General features: G+C 37.2%; 18 protein-coding genes and 1 other annotated feature. Of the genes, 1 reads left to right on the top strand and 17 read right to left on the bottom strand.

Features of this window, described 5'->3' with window-relative positions:
• Positions 1-16 precede the first annotated feature (16 nt).
• From pepT to RU87_RS04690, 13 genes are all read right to left on the bottom strand, one after another.
• Positions 17-1,243, bottom strand: a complete 1,227-nt coding sequence (pepT, locus tag RU87_RS04750) for a peptidase T (protein ID WP_068161732.1) — start codon at positions 1,241-1,243, stop codon at positions 17-19.
• A 106-nt stretch (positions 1,244-1,349) separates the two neighbouring features.
• Positions 1,350-1,640: a 50S ribosomal protein L27 gene (gene rpmA / locus RU87_RS04745; protein WP_003137946.1), complete on the bottom strand. Its 291-nt coding sequence runs from the start codon at positions 1,638-1,640 to the stop codon at positions 1,350-1,352.
• A gap of 30 nt (positions 1,641-1,670) precedes the next feature.
• A complete protein-coding gene (locus RU87_RS04740) occupies positions 1,671-2,015 on the bottom strand; it encodes a ribosomal-processing cysteine protease Prp (protein WP_068161729.1) in 345 nt (114 codons plus the stop codon).
• Between the two features lie 14 nt (positions 2,016-2,029).
• Complete coding sequence (gene rplU / locus RU87_RS04735; RefSeq protein WP_068161725.1) at positions 2,030-2,341, bottom strand: 50S ribosomal protein L21; 312 nt, start codon at positions 2,339-2,341, stop codon at positions 2,030-2,032.
• 22 nt (positions 2,342-2,363) lie between these two features.
• Positions 2,364-2,435 (bottom strand) — a sequence feature (ribosomal protein L21 leader region).
• A 35-nt stretch (positions 2,436-2,470) separates the two neighbouring features.
• Positions 2,471-5,005: a M1 family metallopeptidase gene (locus RU87_RS04730; protein WP_068161722.1), complete on the bottom strand. Its 2,535-nt coding sequence runs from the start codon at positions 5,003-5,005 to the stop codon at positions 2,471-2,473.
• Between the two features lie 174 nt (positions 5,006-5,179).
• Complete coding sequence (locus RU87_RS04725; protein WP_068161719.1) at positions 5,180-6,472, bottom strand: adenylosuccinate synthase; 1,293 nt, start codon at positions 6,470-6,472, stop codon at positions 5,180-5,182.
• 260 nt (positions 6,473-6,732) lie between these two features.
• Positions 6,733-8,367, bottom strand: a complete 1,635-nt coding sequence (groL, locus tag RU87_RS04720) for a chaperonin GroEL (protein ID WP_068161716.1) — start codon at positions 8,365-8,367, stop codon at positions 6,733-6,735.
• Positions 8,368-8,417: 50 nt separating this feature from the next.
• Entirely contained in the window at positions 8,418-8,702 is a 285-nt protein-coding gene (gene groES / locus RU87_RS04715) for a co-chaperone GroES (RefSeq protein WP_068161713.1), read from the bottom strand.
• Positions 8,703-8,884: 182 nt separating this feature from the next.
• Positions 8,885-9,448, bottom strand: a complete 564-nt coding sequence (locus tag RU87_RS04710; protein WP_068161712.1) for a CHAP domain-containing protein — start codon at positions 9,446-9,448, stop codon at positions 8,885-8,887.
• A gap of 64 nt (positions 9,449-9,512) precedes the next feature.
• Positions 9,513-9,899, bottom strand: coding sequence for a single-stranded DNA-binding protein (locus tag RU87_RS04705; protein ID WP_068161707.1), 387 nt, complete (start codon positions 9,897-9,899; stop codon positions 9,513-9,515).
• 54 nt (positions 9,900-9,953) lie between these two features.
• The gene (ytpR, locus tag RU87_RS04700) at positions 9,954-10,577 is read right to left on the bottom strand and encodes a YtpR family tRNA-binding protein (protein WP_068161705.1); all 624 of its coding nucleotides are present in this window, start codon (positions 10,575-10,577) and stop codon (positions 9,954-9,956) included.
• Between the two features lie 91 nt (positions 10,578-10,668).
• A complete protein-coding gene (locus tag RU87_RS04695) occupies positions 10,669-10,986 on the bottom strand; it encodes a thioredoxin family protein (protein WP_068161703.1) in 318 nt (105 codons plus the stop codon).
• Position 10,987: 1 nt separating this feature from the next.
• Complete coding sequence (locus tag RU87_RS04690) at positions 10,988-11,287, bottom strand: hypothetical protein (RefSeq protein ID WP_068161700.1); 300 nt, start codon at positions 11,285-11,287, stop codon at positions 10,988-10,990.
• A gap of 159 nt (positions 11,288-11,446) precedes the next feature.
• On the opposite strand from RU87_RS04690, the gene pepA reads away from it, so the two are divergent.
• A complete protein-coding gene (pepA, locus tag RU87_RS04685) occupies positions 11,447-12,526 on the top strand; it encodes a glutamyl aminopeptidase (RefSeq protein ID WP_068161694.1) in 1,080 nt (359 codons plus the stop codon).
• A 121-nt stretch (positions 12,527-12,647) separates the two neighbouring features.
• Here the strand turns inward: pepA and RU87_RS04680 are convergent, their stop codons facing one another.
• The 4 genes from RU87_RS04680 to RU87_RS09930 all read right to left on the bottom strand — a co-directional run bounded on the left by RU87_RS04680 (position 12,648) and on the right by RU87_RS09930 (position 17,779).
• Positions 12,648-14,534: a glycosyltransferase family protein gene (locus RU87_RS04680; RefSeq protein WP_068161691.1), complete on the bottom strand. Its 1,887-nt coding sequence runs from the start codon at positions 14,532-14,534 to the stop codon at positions 12,648-12,650.
• Between the two features lie 98 nt (positions 14,535-14,632).
• Positions 14,633-15,187, bottom strand: a complete 555-nt coding sequence (locus RU87_RS04675) for a hypothetical protein (RefSeq protein ID WP_068161688.1) — start codon at positions 15,185-15,187, stop codon at positions 14,633-14,635.
• Between the two features lie 9 nt (positions 15,188-15,196).
• Positions 15,197-16,636 carry an NlpC/P60 family protein gene (locus RU87_RS09935; RefSeq protein ID WP_068161685.1) on the bottom strand — a complete coding sequence of 480 codons (1,440 nt, stop codon included), beginning with the start codon at positions 16,634-16,636 and terminating at the stop codon, positions 15,197-15,199.
• A gap of 18 nt (positions 16,637-16,654) precedes the next feature.
• On the bottom strand, positions 16,655-17,779 hold the full coding sequence (locus tag RU87_RS09930; RefSeq protein WP_143471378.1) for a glucosaminidase domain-containing protein: 1,125 nt from the start codon (positions 17,777-17,779) through the stop codon (positions 16,655-16,657).
• Positions 17,780-17,836 lie beyond the last annotated feature (57 nt).

Raw genomic sequence — 17,836 nt, 5'->3', positions numbered from 1 at the left:
GATATCTGTCCTGATTTTATTTTACGTTTAATTTGGCAATTTCAATCATTGTATCAACTGCTTTCTGCATCGTCTGTAAACTAACAAACTCAAACCGACCATGCATATTTTCCCCACCTGCAAATATATTAGGTGTTGGGATACCCATAAATGATAGTTTCGACCCATCAGTCCCTCCTCGAACAGGTGCGATCTTAGGTATGATTCCCACATGCTTCATTGCCGTTTCAGCTAATGACACAATAGACATATCTTTTTCGATGATTTCAGCCATATTATAATATTGATCTTGTACATCTACTTTAACACGTTGTGTCGTGTATTGACTATTCATATCAGAAGCAATTTGGCTTAATGCTATCTTCATCTTTTCAAAGATTTGACGGTCGTGATCTCGAATAATATAAGTCATCTTGGCTGCTTCGGGTGTACCTGTCACTGCTGTTAAATGATAAAACCCAGCGCGTCCTTCTGTTAGCTCAGGACGTTTTTCCTCTGGTAAAGCATGATGAAAATCATGAGCGAGTTGCAAGGCATTAATCATCTGATTTTTCGCTGTACCAGGATGTACGTTACGACCTAACAGTGTAACCGTTGCACTCGCAGCATTAAATGTCTCGTATTCTAACTCACCTAGCGGACCACCATCAATCGTATAAGCAAAATCGACATCAAAATCGGTCACATCAAAACGATCGGCACCCACACCTATTTCCTCATCTGGTCCAAACCCAATGCGAATTTCGCCATGTTCAATTTCAGGATGCCGTATTAAGTAATCTGCTGCTGTCATGATTTCAGCTATTCCTGCTTTATCATCTGCACCTAATAGTGTCGTCCCATCAGTTGTGATCAAAGTTTGACCTTTGTAATTGTTCAGATTAGGAAACTCTTCTGGATCAAGCACATAGCCACTATCGCCGAGCATAATTTTTTGTCCATCATAGTGATCAATCACCTGTGGGTTTACGCCGTCAGCATTAAAATCAGCTGTATCTAAATGTGCAATCCATCCGATTTTACGGACTTGTTTTGTGGTCGTTGCAGGAATCGTCCCCACTACAAATCCATTTTCAGATAAATAATGTACAGCTTCAAGTCCTATTTCTCGCATTTCTTGGGCCAATAAGTTAGCAAAATCAACTTGAGATTGCGTCGTTGGTACAGTCGTACTTAATTCGTTAGATCGTGTATTTAATTTTACATAACGTAAAAAACGTTGTAATAATTTTCCATTATTCATATGATTTCCTTATCAAACTATAGGTAGTATCTAACTATTATGGTAAAAGAAAAAGCCTGATTTTAGTCAAACTTTTTCTTTTTTTGTTAACCTTAATCAATTGAGATTAAGCTTTTTTAGCTACTGGATATACAGAAACTTTTTTCTTATCGCGACCAAAACGTTCAAATTTTACAACGCCTTCGATTTTAGCGAAAAGTGTATCATCTCCACCACGGCCAACATTTTCACCTGGATGAATTTTAGTACCGCGTTGACGGTAAAGAATTGATCCGCCAGTCACAGTTTGTCCGTCAGCAGCTTTTGAGCCAAGACGTTTAGATTGTGAATCACGACCATTGGAAGTTGAACCACCACCTTTTTTGTGGGCGAACAACGATAGATTCATTTTCAACATAGGGTTTTTCCTCCTTGATTTATTAATAGGTTACAGATCATGATCAGTAACACTAATGAAATTACGATACTCTGCTTCATCTGCAATAGCACTAACGCCATTCTCAAGATTTTGCAATAATATTTGCGCAATTTCTTTTTGTTTGTCAGATAGTTCTGCTATAATTTCACAATCCAGAAACCCACCATCTACTGCATCAATCTCAACCAAAGGTTGAAAATGTGCTAGTGATTCTAATGAGTTAACCGTCGTAATCGCAAGACTAGATACTCCAGCACAAACGATATCATGTGCATGTTTCCCATCAAAAGCATGTCCTGTAATCACGAAACGTGTAATCATACCATTTTTCCGAGTAAACTTGATGTTAATCATGTTAATTGACGCGATTAAGCGTTAATTTCTTTGATAACAACTTTTGTATACGGTTGACGGTGACCTTGTTTACGGTGTGAGTGTTTTTTAGGTTTGTATTTGAAAGTTACTACTTTCTTTTGCTTACCTTGTTTCTCAACTTCTGCGACAACAGTTGCACCAGATACGAATGGTGCACCAATGACAGTTTTTTCACCGCCGACAAGTACTACTTCATCAAAAGTAACAGTAGCGCCAGCTTCAACGTCCAATTTCTCAACATAGATTGCTTGACCAACTTCAACTTTGATTTGTTTCCCGCCAGTTTTTACGATTGCATAAGTCATTTGCGTGTTTCCTCCTTATAGTTTGGTATGTTAGACTCGCCTAAGCAGGTGGACTAAGTCACTTAAACCTTACCTCGTGCGGTTGCACTTTATGAAACTCACAAAGACAACGTTATAATTATATCATAATCATATCACTTTTGCAATAGCTTGTTGTACTTTATCTTTTTGTGCTTCTAGTAATGCTATCTTACTTGTGATTTGTGTTTTTGCCATCTCTACAATTCGTTTAAATGCTGGTTCATCTTTAAAACGATCAGTAAATGCAGTAAATGCCACAAGTTTATCTTGCGTATCGAAAGTGTTACCAATAATTTTAATGAAATCACCAGATGCCATATCTCCACCAAGTTTTTCTTGAACCCAATCCCAATTTTGCACTAACCAGTTAAAGGCAGCATCTTGTGAAAATGAACGAGAAATTAAAGAAGAGAACCAAAAGCGTAAATCTTGTGGTTTAACCAAGTCAGTATTGTGATACTGTTTAATAATGTATGCAACAGTTGCCATATTTTTCGTACTCGACAACGCCACATTTAATTCACGTTGGAAAGTTTGGTCTGTCGTTTTAGCATAAGCATCAATATACTGTTTGATTAACGCATCTGACTCTTTTTTGACAATCTGATTTTTCAACACAACTTGTCTGATATCTGCTGGAATCGTGTGTATATCAGAGTTGTGTGCTTCAAAAATCTCTGATGCTTTAGCTAAAGCATCAGCATCTTCAGCGTAAACTTCCCAGGAAATAGGTAGGACCCGTAACTGCTCATCATTAAATGATTCACCGGGAATTTTGTCCCAACCCAATCGTTTATATTGCGTATTAAACAGCTGGTCAACAAATGATTTAAACTCTATTTCAGACTCGCTTGCTTCGTCGATAAATATCTTGAGTGCGTTTAGTGCTTGTGAGATTGCCGTATTGACTACTTTTGAGGATTCATTGCGACAATTTGCTAATAAACTGACCAAATCTGCATACTCACTCAAACCACCCTCAGCTAATTTCAATGCAGATTGAATCAATTGCACTTTTGTCACCGCATCATAAGTGCTAAGATTGGACATCACTTTATGAGCAAGGTCTTCTGAGTAGTTAACTAGATAATGCGCAGCATTTTGAGCATTAAACAATAGCGGTAAGCCACCGTTTTGATCTGATAACTCAGCAAACCCAGGGATACGAACTTCAGCTTCTGACATGACATCAGGTAACCCCACCCAATTGCTATTGAGTGGAATTTGCCATAAACGATTTTGATCACTACCTTGTCCTGTAAAAAATTGTTGTTGGCGAAGGACAAGCTCATCCCCTTCTACAGATACTGAAAGTACCGGATACCCTGGCTGATCAATCCATGACGTCATAAATGCAGAGACATCACGACCTGATGTTGTTGATAAAGCATGCCATAAGTCTGCACCGACAGTATTGCCATACTGATGTGTTTCAAAATACATACTAAGACCTGCTGAAAAAGCCTCATCTCCCAACCACTTACGTAACATGACCATCAATCGTGCGCCTTTAGCATACACAATCGCGCCATCAAACAAGGTATTGATCTCATCTGGATGATTCACTGCAACATGAACGCTTTGAACGCCATCAATGGCATCACGATTAAGTGCCATAGGTGCTTCAGCTATAGAAAATTGTTCCCAAATATGCCAATCAGGCTCAATACTATCAACAGCCACATACTCCATCATATTGGCAAAAGATTCGTTCAACCAGAGATCATCCCACCACTGCATCGTCACCAAGTCACCAAACCATTGATGCGCAAGTTCATGTGCAATGACTAAAGCGACATATTGACGACTCTCTAGTGTTGAATTATCTGGATCAGCAAGTAAAGCTACCTCACGATAGGTAATTGCACCCCAGTTTTCCATCGCCCCAGCAGAAAAATCAGGTAAGCCGATATGCCATGAATGAGGCAGCGGATAAGGCACTTTGAAGTAATCTTCATAAAATTCAATCACACGAATGGCAATATCAAGCGGAAAATCCAAAGCAGCCAATTTATGTGCTTTTGTCGAAAATACACCTACTTGCGTACCAGTTTTTGTTTTCCCTAATTTAGATTGCAAATCACCCAAAACAAAAGCTAGTAAATAAGAAGACATCTTCACAGAGGTGTCAAAGGTATGAACTCCATTGTCGTTAGCAATCTCAGGCATATTTGAGATGATCGACTCGCCAGCCTTTTCATCAAATTTTACTGACAAGTCAAAAGTTGCTTTAGCGGCAGGTTCATCAATTGATGGGAATGCTTGACGTGCAAAATGCGTTTCAAACTGAGTCCCAACTAGCTGTTTTTTTTCACCATCTACTTCATAATAAGAAGGATATATCCCTGTCATATTATCTGTAAGTGCTGCTGAATAAGTAAACGTTACTTTAGTTTTGCCTAATTCAGCAATTGAAAAGTTAACTGTTTCAGCAGGTTCATCGATTGTGAACGCAACTGCTTTTTCGTTAACTAAAACAGATTGAATAGACAATCCCTTTTGATGAAAAGCTAACGAATTTGTCATGGCTTGACCAATAACTGTTACCTTCCCTTCAAACCGTTTTGTTTCCCGATTAATATCTAAAAATATGTTGTAATTTTCTGGTTTAAAATCATTATATAGCTGTTTAAATGCTTGCATCATTGCCTCCATAAAAAGGTATACATACTACCTTTATTCATTACTAGTCTTCTCTAGTATAGCAAAATCCCTATCAATCAACCACTGATGGCGATGTAAATCCTTGACATACGACTGTCATAAGCGTGTTAGAGGCTATCAAAAAACAACTCATCTCGATGAGTTGCATTTTTCTTATAAAATTCCCCAAACACTTTCCAAAATATTAGTCTGTTCACGACCAGGACCAACTGAGAATGTAGAAATTTTAACACCCACAAGTTCTGATACTCGACGAACATAATTTTTAGCAGTTTCTGGTAGATCATCTAAGTTACGAACACTTGTAATATCCTCAGACCAACCTGGTAGTGTTTCATAGATTGGTTTGCAACGTTGTAATGTCTCAAGACTTGCAGGATAATAATCGATACGTTCACCATCTAAATCATAGGCAACACAGATTTTAACTTCATCCAGACCTGATAAGACATCGATAGAGTTTAATGATAAGTTTGTCAATCCTGATACACGACGAGAATGACGCATTACTACAGAATCAAACCATCCCACACGACGTGGACGTCCTGTAGTTGTACCATATTCATGTCCAACTTCACGGATTTGATGTCCAATTTCATCATTTAATTCTGTAGGAAATGGTCCATCACCAACACGAGATGTATAGGCTTTACAGACACCAACAACCTTAGTAATTTTCGAAGGTCCGACACCTGAACCAATGGTTACACCACCAGCTACTGGATTAGAAGAGGTTACATATGGGTATGTACCTTGGTCGATATCAAGCATAACGCCTTGTGCACCTTCAAACAACACACGTTTTCCTGCATCTAAAGCATCATTTAAAATAACTGACGTATCTGTCACATATTTCTTGATTTGTTGACCATATTCATAGTATTCTTCGAACACATCATCGAAAGCAATCGGATCACATTCGTACATTTTAACAAATTCACGATTTTTTTGTTCCAAATTGATTTTCAAGCGTTCTTTAAAAATGTTTTTATCTAATAGATCAGCGATACGAATCCCAACACGCGCAGCTTTATCCATGTACGCTGGGCCGATACCTTTAATCGTTGTACCAATTTTCTTATCACCTTTAGCATCTTCTTGTAATTGATCAAGTTTAATGTGGTAAGGTAAAATCACATGTGCACGATCAGAAATACGTAAGTTATCTGTCACGATACCAGCATCATGTAAATAAGCTAATTCTTTGACTAATGATTTGGGATTGATTACGACACCATTGCCAATAACAGAAATTTTTTCTGGATAAAAAATGCCAGATGGAATCAAATGTAATTTGTATTTAGTATCCTCGATAACAATGGTATGGCCTGCGTTATCTCCACCTTGGTAACGCGCGATAACTTCCGCATTTTCACTAAGAAAGTCTGTAATCTTTCCTTTACCTTCATCACCCCATTGGGTACCTACAACTACTACTGATGACATATTCTCTCCTTCAAGATTAGTATCCTAAGCGATACTAATTTAAAAACTCGCAAAATTGCAACACTTAATTATATCAAATCTAGCAAAGTATTACCACAGTTCAAGCTATTTTATCTGAGCCATTTTTCAAAAATTGCTTGAGTTCATGTAACTCTCTGCTAGATTTTTTAGTAAATTTTGCCCTTTTCTTGCACCTTCTATAACAGAACAGCACTAAAACATAAAAAGAACCCTTTATTTACAAGGGTTCTTTTTGACTATTACATCATGCCGCCCATCATAGATGGATCCATGCCTCCTGGCATACCTGCAGGCGCTGCTTCAGGTTCTGGTTTATTTGCAACAACTGCTTCAGTTGTTAAAATTAAACTTGCAACTGATGCAGCATTTTGTAAAGCTGAGCGTGTGACTTTAACTGGATCGATAATACCAGTTTCTATCATATCTACCCATGTACCAGTAGCAGCATTGAAGCCGATACCTGTATCAGATTGTTTCAATTTATCAATCACAACAGAGCCTTCATACCCAGCATTTTTAGCGATTTGGCGAACAGGCTCTTCAAGTGCACGTAAAACAATATTACGCCCTGTTAACTCATCACCAGTTAAGTCGATTTCAGACACTTTTGAAATGACATTCACCAACGCAGTACCACCACCAGCAACAATACCTTCTTCTACAGCTGCGCGAGTTGCGTTTAAGGCATCTTCAATACGAAGTTTCATCTCTTTGAGTTCAGTTTCAGTAGCAGCACCTACTTTGACTACTGCTACACCACCAGATAACTTAGCAAGACGTTCTTGTAATTTTTCACGATCAAAATCAGATGTTGTTTGTTCAATCTGTGATTTAATCACTGCAGTACGGTTAGCAATAGCATCTTTATCACCAACACCTTCTACGATAGTAGTTGTATCTTTATCTACAACTACTTTACTTGCTTGACCTAGAGAGTCTACTGTTGCATCTTTCAAATCAAGACCAAGATCTTCTGTAATCACTGTACCACCTGTTAAGATAGCAATGTCTTCCAACATTGCTTTTCTACGATCACCAAATCCTGGTGCTTTGACAGCAACAACATTAAAGGTCCCACGAATTTTGTTTAAAACAAGTGTTGGCAAAGCTTCCCCATCAACATCATCCGCGATGATTAAAAGAGGTCGATTTTGTTGTAAAATTTGTTCTAATAATGGTAATACATCTTGGATATTTGAGATTTTTTTATCTGTAATTAAGATGTACGGATTATCAAGATCAGCAACCATCTTCTCATTATCTGTCACCATATATTGTGACAGGTAACCACGATCAAACTGCATCCCTTCTACAACGTCTAGCTCTGTCTCCATCCCTTTGGACTCTTCGATGGTAATGACACCATCGTTACCAACTTTTGCCATCGCTTCAGAGATGTATTCACCAACTTTTTCAGAACGTGAAGAAACTGCAGCTACTTGGGCTATTGCTTCTTTTCCTGAAACAGGAATAGCAATATTTTTCAAAGCTTCAACAGCAGTGGCTACTGAACTTTCTATCCCACGACGTATGCCAATAGGATTTGCTCCTGCTGTCACATTCTTTAATCCCTCGCGCACAATCGCTTGAGTCAAAACAGTTGCAGTAGTCGTTCCATCTCCTGCGATATCATTTGTTTTAGATGCTACTTCACTAACAAGTTTTGCACCCATATTTTCAAAATGATCTTCTAGCTCTATTTCTTTAGCTATCGTCACCCCGTCATTTGTAATCAACGGTGAGCCAAATGATTTTTCTAATACAACATTACGTCCCTTTGGTCCCAATGTTACTTTTACAGTATCTGCTAATACATCTACACCACGCACCATAGCGGCACGAGCATCTGATGAAAACTTGATTTCTTTTGACATGTTTACCTCCTAAAAAATATTTATATCGTTAAGCTATTACACCTTTTGGTTTATTCTACGATTGCTAAAATATCACCTTCGCGTACAATCAAAACATCATCTGATCCATCTTTGATTTCACTGCCTGCGAATTTTTCAAAAACAACGATGTCACCAACTTTAACACTTGGTGTTATTACATCACCATGGTGAGTTCTTTTGCCTTCACCAACGGCAATCACTTCTGCAGTAGATGGTTTTTCTTGCGCACTACTTGTTAGAACAATGCCGCCAATTGATTTTTCTTCTTCTTTTTTAACACGTAAAACAATACGATCACCTAATGGTTTTAACATCTGGTAAGCCTCCAATTATTTTTAATTTTTGGCACTCAATACGTACGAGTGCTAACAATTATTATTATACTGATTTGGTCAGTAATAGTCAAGGAAATACTATTTATTTTTTAAGCCTCACTGCACACTGATGATTCCTTCTTGGTATCGTCATTTATCAAGAGAAATCACCTATTGATGGCTTAGCTAGATATATTGGTCGGACGTAAAATAGCTGTGACCTGACCACCTGTTCCTTTATAAATCCGGTCATAATTTCTGACAACATTTGATATCACATATCGTTTACCGGCATAATTCTGCTCATAGATGACCATATTGTTTCCTGTTACTGAGTAAACCACAGCCATATGACCATAGCCACCGCCATCTTTCACCCAGATAACGATATCTCCTGTCCTTGCTGTCACACCTTTTTTATAATTAATGCGAACATAGCCTGCTGGAACAGCTTGCCTGGCATAATCTTTAGCACCACCACTGATCGAAGCTCTACCAATATCTTTTCCAACAAATCTTTGAGAATAGGCTCTAGCCAAATCTACACATTCACCACCAAACCCGCCAACAGCTTTGACTTGTTTATTTTTTACTGCGTTTAACCAGTTTTTAACACCTGCACTGGTTTTAACACTAGCAGCGTTTACGGTTTGACTAGACAACACAACATTAAAAAGACCTAGTACTAACACACCAGTCAGTACGCATAACTTTACTGTGCTTATTTTTTTTCGGATATGATCCATCTCAACTCATCCCTCTAGTTATCTAACATAAAATCCCATCGTGTGACGGGATAATGCTTATTTTTTAAAAAGGTAATGTCTCTACATCATCAGCTGATGATACCACATTATTTTCTCTTAATGCTACAGCAGCCTTACTTTCTAGCAAGTTAAATTGCTGGCACAAAATTTCTGTAACGTAGTGTGTGACACCCTCTTTATCATCATAGCGACTACTCCGCAATTCACCTTCAATAGAAACTAAACTGCCTTTATCAGCATAGGATGTAAATAGTTCTGCTGGCTTGCCCCATATAACAACAGATATAAAATCTGCCTCTCGCTCACCATCAGTATTTTTAAATATCCTATTTACAGCAAGCCTAAACCGTACGACAGATTTTTTAGAAGCTGTTTTATTTAGTTCTGGCTTTGCTGTCAAGCGACCAATTAATAAACTTTTATTCATCATATAACTATCCTCCTAGATATTTATACGAAAGTCTATATGATGTTACTCACTATCTTATTTTTGCCAATGTTTAGCTTGAGAAAATGCGGTCCCTGGTATTTCCGTTGAAGCTAATTCTATAATCCCACGTTTTTGTGGTGCATTAGGTAGCGCTAACTCACGTGGACTTGCCATCATGCCATGGCTTGGTACACCACGTAGCTGACCAGCAAAAATTAGCCCACCGTTTGGCATCATCGCACCCGGTAATACAACAATTGTTTTCAACCCAACACGCGCATTAGGAGCACCTGCAACGATTTGTATAGGCTCTTCATCTCCAATATTCACTTGTGCGATATTTAAGTGATCTGAATCAGGATGTGGTGTTAATGAAACAATCTCACCCACGACAAATTTAGGAGCTGCATCATAAAAGATGGATGCATCAAAACCAGATTTCTTAATTTCCTCATTTAATATGTCAACATCTGACGCTGTAAGTTTTACCTCTCCATTACCAGTGATTGAGATCAGTTTTGAAGCTTCAAAAAAATTCCAAGCTACTACTTTGTCATTATCTTGACGTGAAATTTTAGCAACATTCTGCTGTCTAGTCGCCGTCAATTTTTCACCCTGATTATCTCCAACAATCAACATTAAAACATCATTTAAGTGGGTGTTATATATTGCAATCATTTATCTTTTTACTCCTTAATATAGTGCCTATATTACTGCAACAACCATTAACCGTATCTAACACACGATAAAGGTGCAGTAATTAAGGCTACTATGCTTTTATATTTGTTAAAAACGTGTTAATTTCTGTTTTTGTTTTTCTTAATTTATTGACTAAACGCCCTGTTTCCTTGCCATCTTCAATGACAACAAAACTAGGTATCCCCATGATGCCCCATTCAATCGCGATATCTAAATACTCGTCACGATCAACTTCGACAAATATATACTCGGGGTGGGCTGCCTCAATTTCAGGCATTGATGGTTTGATAAAAGAGCAATCCCCACACCAATCTGCTGTAAAGAAAAATACATGTCTACCTTTTTCTACATAAGTTGCTAACTCTTCAATACTTTTAGGAATAATCATGCTAAACACCTACCTTATCTTTGTCAATAACTGTCTCAATAATACTTAAACTATCAGCATCGATTTCAAATCTGACGACTGTACCGTCTGCACGAATAATCCCACCTTCATAAATATGCAATAAAATAGGATCTGATACAAGCCAGCTAGTCAGGACATCATCAAATTTAAAATGTTGTTTGGCAACAGCCAAAAGATCTGCTAACTTTTGGTCTTGTTGTTTCTGATAAAGTACAGTCGCAGTCGCTGCTACACCTGCACCTAACAGTGCGCTCAAACCAATTTTCAAAATTTTTTTCATGTCCCTATTTTAGCATACTTTTTAACGCATCGCGAGTGAGATTGACTTTAAAAACCACCAGTATCACATTTTTTGGTATTATTAATGAAAGACTTACTTTACCTATTATTTTTTTAGTTAAAAAGGCAAGTTGATCAATAAACCTAAGGAGCATATACCATGCCTATCACATTTAATAAAATTAAAGAAATAACTGAAATTCAAGCTACATCTGGTTTTGAAGGACGTCTACAGTCATTCATGCGTCAAAACATAACGCCTTATGTTGATGAGGTCCAAACAGATAACTTAGGCGGGATCTTTGGTATTAAACAGACATTAACACCCAATGCGCCGAGAATTATGGTGGCTGGTCATATGGATGAAGTCGGCTTCATGGTTAGCACGATCAAAGCAGATGGGACACTGCGCGTTGTCGCGCTAGGAGGCTGGAACCCACTAGTTATTTCAGCCCAACGGTTTACTTTATTTGCAAGAAATGATGTCGCAATACCGGTTATTACAGGTGGTGTACCACCGCATTTAATGCGTGGATCAAATGGTAGCCCAAGTATCCCCAAACTAGAAGATATTATTTTTGATGCAGGGTTTAGTGACAAAACTGAAGCTGAACAATTTGGTGTACACCCTGGTGCAGTGATTATTCCTGAAACCAAAGCAATTTTGACAGCCAATAAGAAAAATGTCATTAGTAAATCATGGGATAACCGCTATGGGTGCCTTATGGTCACTGAACTTTTAGCACATTTAGGTACCCAAAATATACAATTACCCAACACACTCATCGCAGGAGCCAACGTCCAAGAAGAAGTTGGGCTTCGTGGTGCACATGTGTCAACGACAAAATTTAATCCCGATTTATTTTTTGCGGTAGACTGTTCACCTGCCCAAGATACGTTTGATGCTAATGCTGACGGTCATATTGGCGACGGTACCTTAATCAGAATTTTTGACCCTGGCCATATCTTACTCCCAACTATGAGAGATTTCTTATTAGATACGGCTGAATCAGCTGGGGTTAAGTATCAGTATTATGTGTCTAAAGGTGGTACAGATGCCGGTGCAGCACACCTTAAACATGCAGGAATTCCATCAACAACTATTGGCGTTTGTGCACGATACATCCACAGTCATCAAACACTCTTCTCACTTGAAGACTTTGATACTGCACAAGCCTTTTTACGAGAAATTGTTAAAAAATTAGACCGCAGTACGGTTGATTTGATAAAAGGTGTATAACAAAAAAGATGACTAAGCGGTCATCTTTTTTTATAAAATTTATCTATATACTAAATAGACTATTCTTCTATTTTATCAGCCATTACTTAGCTACTTCAAAAATTAGCTATGCTTCAGATATTTAAGCATCAGTACTATATCTTAACGTTCTCCTCTTCAATGAAGCATGCCTTATTTCTCTTTTTTTATCTCTCCTATATTTAATAAGATAACAGATAGAGATAAAGATAGATAGTAATGTTAAGCTAACACCAATAATGGTCGCACGAGATAAACCATAGTAGACTATTATCCGGCCCGCTTTTTCTTTTGGAAGGTTAACTTGAACGAAACCACGTTTAGAAGGTACCACCTGAAGGGCTACTTTTTCACCATTCATGTAACTATATGCTTTATACCCCGGATAATAAATTTTTGGTATCTCAACATCAGTTGTTTTGACCATTTTAGGCACATCAAATACAAACTCCGAGCGACTATACTTTTGTTCGTGAACTTTAAAATTTGTAGGTTGATTATCAGATGTATTAACTATCCCCTCTTGTATACGCTTATCTAGTGCAGGATATATATAGCCTAAAGAAAAATAATATGCGAAATCCTTTTCAGAAATAATCTGTGACAATGACTTCTCTTGTGTTCCTATACTGGTTGGAAAAAATTCACCGATTGCAGTTTTTAAAAATTGTTCACCTTCTATCGAATACGATGCATCTATTTTCTTTAGATTATGGAAATATTTAGCGAAATTATTATGAGGGGAATCGATCAAGCTTTGACTAAATATAACATTGATAACGACTAAAAATATTGATAATATTATCGTAATAAAGCGTGGCGCTTTCCTAATGACATAACTATAAGAAAGGCCAATGTAAACAGAAAATAATAAACCTGATGCATAAAACATAATTCTTATAGGTGATTGCATCGTCCATAGAAAACCGGGCAATTTATGCCAATCCATCCAGTTACTACAAAGTACAAAAATACTTAGGGCAAATAAGAAAAATAGAAAGACATCGCTTAATAATTTTGATTCTTCTTTTTTTATCCGTTTAAACACTAATAATGAACAAATCAAGCAGAGCAACACAAGTGAAATAATGAGTGACACGACTGGAAAAGATGCAACATTTAATTGTTCTAAAGAAAACATTTGCTTAAACGATACTCTTCCAAAATTCATACTGTTTGGATTTTTCCACATATAAACTTTTACAAAAGATTCATTAAACAGATTGTAAATATTTAAATTTTTCAATTCAATAAATGGCAACAAAAAATAAGCAGATAAGCCCAAACTTAAACAAGCAGACAGAACAAAAGACTTCATTCTTTTCAAAGTGATTTTAAAATGACAGATAAGCAGTAGCATGATGTATATCACCATAACTAAACAACTAAGTGTATGACTAAGTAACATACCAGAGCCACCAAACCCGAGTAGTAGGACACCTAAACCATTTTTTTCTTTATCAAAAATAAGTTGGATACCATATAAAGATAAAATAGCAAAAAACATGGCAAATAATGGGCCGTATCCCGAGTATTGATAAATATTAAGAAGTACTGAGGTACTTGTTATCATGGATACTGCCGAAACTAGTGCTGCTCCTTGGGATTGTGTCCGATATTTTATATAGCGATACATCATCAATCCAATACAAAAAACAATAATGACACTTGTTAAATTTACACTAAAAGCAAGATCTCGACATATAAAAAACAAGCCTGCAATAAAATAAGTTGGGAAGGGACCATAAAATAAATTCCATGAATATCCAAAACCTTTGACAGCTGTGGGATCTAATTGCGGAACGAATTGATGATCCATCCACGCATGCACGGTAGACATCACTCTAGCATAATGAAAATCTACATCATTATCAAATAATGCATCTGACTTAAATAATATCAGCTTACAAATGAACAAAGAAATGACAAATATCAACACCATATTTGCCATATCACTTAGTATATACTTTTTATATTTATTATATTTCATAATCATATCTCTTCTCTAAACAAATATTTCCACCATTTTTAATTATATAGTAATCAACTACTTATAACAACATATATTAAAAATTTGATAAAAATATACTATTTTGATGTTTTTTCGAAGATCAGTTGGTTAGCTATATCAGAAGACAAATCTTCTTGAGACGTCATAGGATAAAGTTTATTTTCTCTAAGCGTGAAATAATAAGACCTACCATCGACTGTTTGCACGAGGTAACCTTCATGATCTTTACCTACCTTACTAATATCTGATGTCGTAGCACCCACACTACTTCCTGATTCTATCTGAGTTTCTGTAATCTTATAATAGTCTCCATTATTATGATTTTCCCAGGTGCCTAGATACTCAGCTGGTAAATTAGCAACTGTTTCCGAAATCGTAGGTTGCTTTTCACCGATAACAGGAGATGAACTTGTATTATCAACAGGGTTTTCCGATGTTTTGTTACTAGATGCTGGTACATCTGTTTTAGCTTGCTTGTCAGCAGTTTGTTTTGATTCTTTTGTATCTTTAGGCCTAGAAGTACTTATTTTACTAGAATTATCTGTATGCTTCGCTTCTTTTTTTTCAGTGACATGTTTACCACATCCAGTTAGTAAAAGTAATGCACCTACGATTAATGCTATCCGTTTCATATTAACCACCTATTTTACAAGTCGTCTTACGACATTATCTTGGATTTGTTCCCAAGTTTTATACGTCACCCAATGTTTCCCGTCAGCTGGATCTTTTGAGAGTACATCTGATAATTTTGAAACACCTACACCACCATAATATACCCCATTATAATCATAGGAAGAATGCGTCAGATTAGGCTGTGCTTGACCACCATAAACAGTTGAATATTTAGCATTTGGTGAAGACTGAATAAAGTAGCCACCACCAAGATATAGCCCTACGTGTCCAATATTATTCATCATAAAAATATCGCCTCGTTTTATTTTTGAAAACGCTACGGCAGTCCCTAAATTTCGCTGTGTCCAAGTAGTTGTCGAGGACTGATTTCCTAAAGACACACCCGCTTGTTGATACATCCAATAGACAAATGATGAACAATCAAAGTGGTTTGCAGCAATAGATGCAGGAGTTCTACCACCTCCTAAAACGTAAGGAGACTTACCAACTTTGGTCATACCTGAAGCGATAGCCTTCTCAATTCTGCTATCTCCAGACGTTAATATCCCATCAGCGTTTAATCGGTATGTGTTACCACGATCTGTTACCGTTGTATTTTTTTTCATATTACCCGATTGGTCAAAATAGTAAACTTTAGCTGATATCCATTGAAAGCCTGTCATCCAATTACTCTTTTGATCAGTATGTCTTTTTTCTCCATTTACTGTATACCACTGATTAGGTAAGTAAGTCTGAACAGGTTGCTGATTTTTGTCTTCGCTTGGTTTGATATCGCTACCATACCAAGCAATCCCCTCATCTTGCCACCCCATTGAAATTAATTGGCGTTGTTCGTTGAGATTAGCAGTATAGTTATGACTACCAGATTTCGCACTCGGGTTGTAGGCACGATACAGTTTAACCTTTTTCTTGGTATCAGAATACCACCCGATACCTTCATACCGCCAACCCAATTTTACTAAGCTATCTTTTTCGTAACTAGATAGTGTATAATGATGATCTCCTGCTTGAGGATTATAAACTCTATATACAGGATCTCCCGACACCGGTGCATACCAGCCGATACCCTCATAATTCCATCCAGCATTAATAACTTGTTGAGCCTCAACAAGATTGGCCGTATAAAAGTGTTCTCCACTATTTGTGTTATATAACCTGTACATAGCTTGAGTTGTAATAGTTTTATTCAAAGCTCGAGAAGTGCGACTTGGTGGAGTTGACTGTTCTGTTGAGGTAGTAGAAGATGACGGTATCTCAGTTGATGTTGCCGATGACTTAGAAACAGCACTTATCACATCAGAACTTGACTGATTGGGTTCTGCTGCGCTAATTTGTGGTGTTTTTGTCTCACTAACTAGCGTATTGGCAGAATCACTATCTTGTGCCGCTATTTTCTGTGTAAATAATAATGCCGTTAAACATACGACACCTAAAATCTTTTTTTTCATGAAGCTCCCCTATACTTCCTAATCTAACGCTTGCAAGTTATACATCTCAATGACATTAATAATACTTTGTGCGTATTTAGGATCTGTTGCGTATTTCCATCCAACCCTATCAACTAGAGCTTTAGCAGATGCTTTATAATCTTTCGCCTGTGTACGTCTCACATCAGCATAACCACTTTGAGATAAAACAGATACATAATTAGCCAGACTACCTTGTTGGGAACTATACTTACGAAATGGTGTGATAATCCAATAATATTGTCCTTTTTTAAGGTCTAAAACTTGAGCTTTGCCACCTGCATTTGCTTCTGCTTGTGTTCTGTATCCAGTATATTTCCCATTTTTGTGGGCAGCTTCTGCAGTTACAGCTTGATAGACTTCACCCGACCAGTTTCCTTTTTTAATGCCAAAGAGGTTATTGGCTTTAACCGAAAGACCACTTTCACCCCAACCACTTTCAAGTATAGCTTGTGCAGTCATAACTGATGGATAAAGTCGACCGTCTGCCGCTAAAGGAATAGACCATTTGATAGTTTGATAAAGCCAATTCCTACGTTTTTCAGATCCAACTTTATCAAAACGCACCTTATTGAGCCCAACTGCACCATCAGATAACTCCTTTAAAATCGAATCTTTATTGTCTAAAGGTTTAATATTAGTACCATACCAAGCAAGCCCCTCGTCTCTCCATCCTACTTTTATCAGACTGGTCTGTTCGCCATAAAATGTCGTATAATTATGGCTGCCTGATTTGGCATTAGGATTGTAGGCTCTGTAAAGCTTGACTGATTTTTTAGCATCCGAATACCAACTAATTCCCTCATCTCTCCATCCTTGGTTAACTAACATCACTTTTTCATTTGAATTTAATGTAAAGTGATGATCTCCTGCATTTGGATTGTAAAGTCGATAAACTGGATCTCCAGTACTTGGTGCATTCCAACCAACATGTTCATACTGCCAACCAGCAGTTATAATACTTTTGGCCTCAACAAAACTTGACGTGTAGAAATGCTCACCACTATTTGGGTTATACAGCCTATACATGGCTTGTGATGTATTGGCGGAAACTGTATTTACAAAAAAAAGCGACACAACAAACGCAGACATTATATAGACTGCTATTTTTATTTTTCTCATCATAATATAAATTATAACATACTTTTTAATTATTTAAAATAAAAATATTAAAAAATCTAA

It is taken from the genome of Pseudolactococcus plantarum (assembly GCF_002441715.1).
GTDB classification, from domain to species: Bacteria; Bacillota; Bacilli; order Lactobacillales; family Streptococcaceae; genus Pseudolactococcus; species Pseudolactococcus plantarum.
The sequence above is the reverse complement of the archived record's forward strand: the minus strand, read 5'-3'. Positions and strand labels throughout refer to the sequence as shown.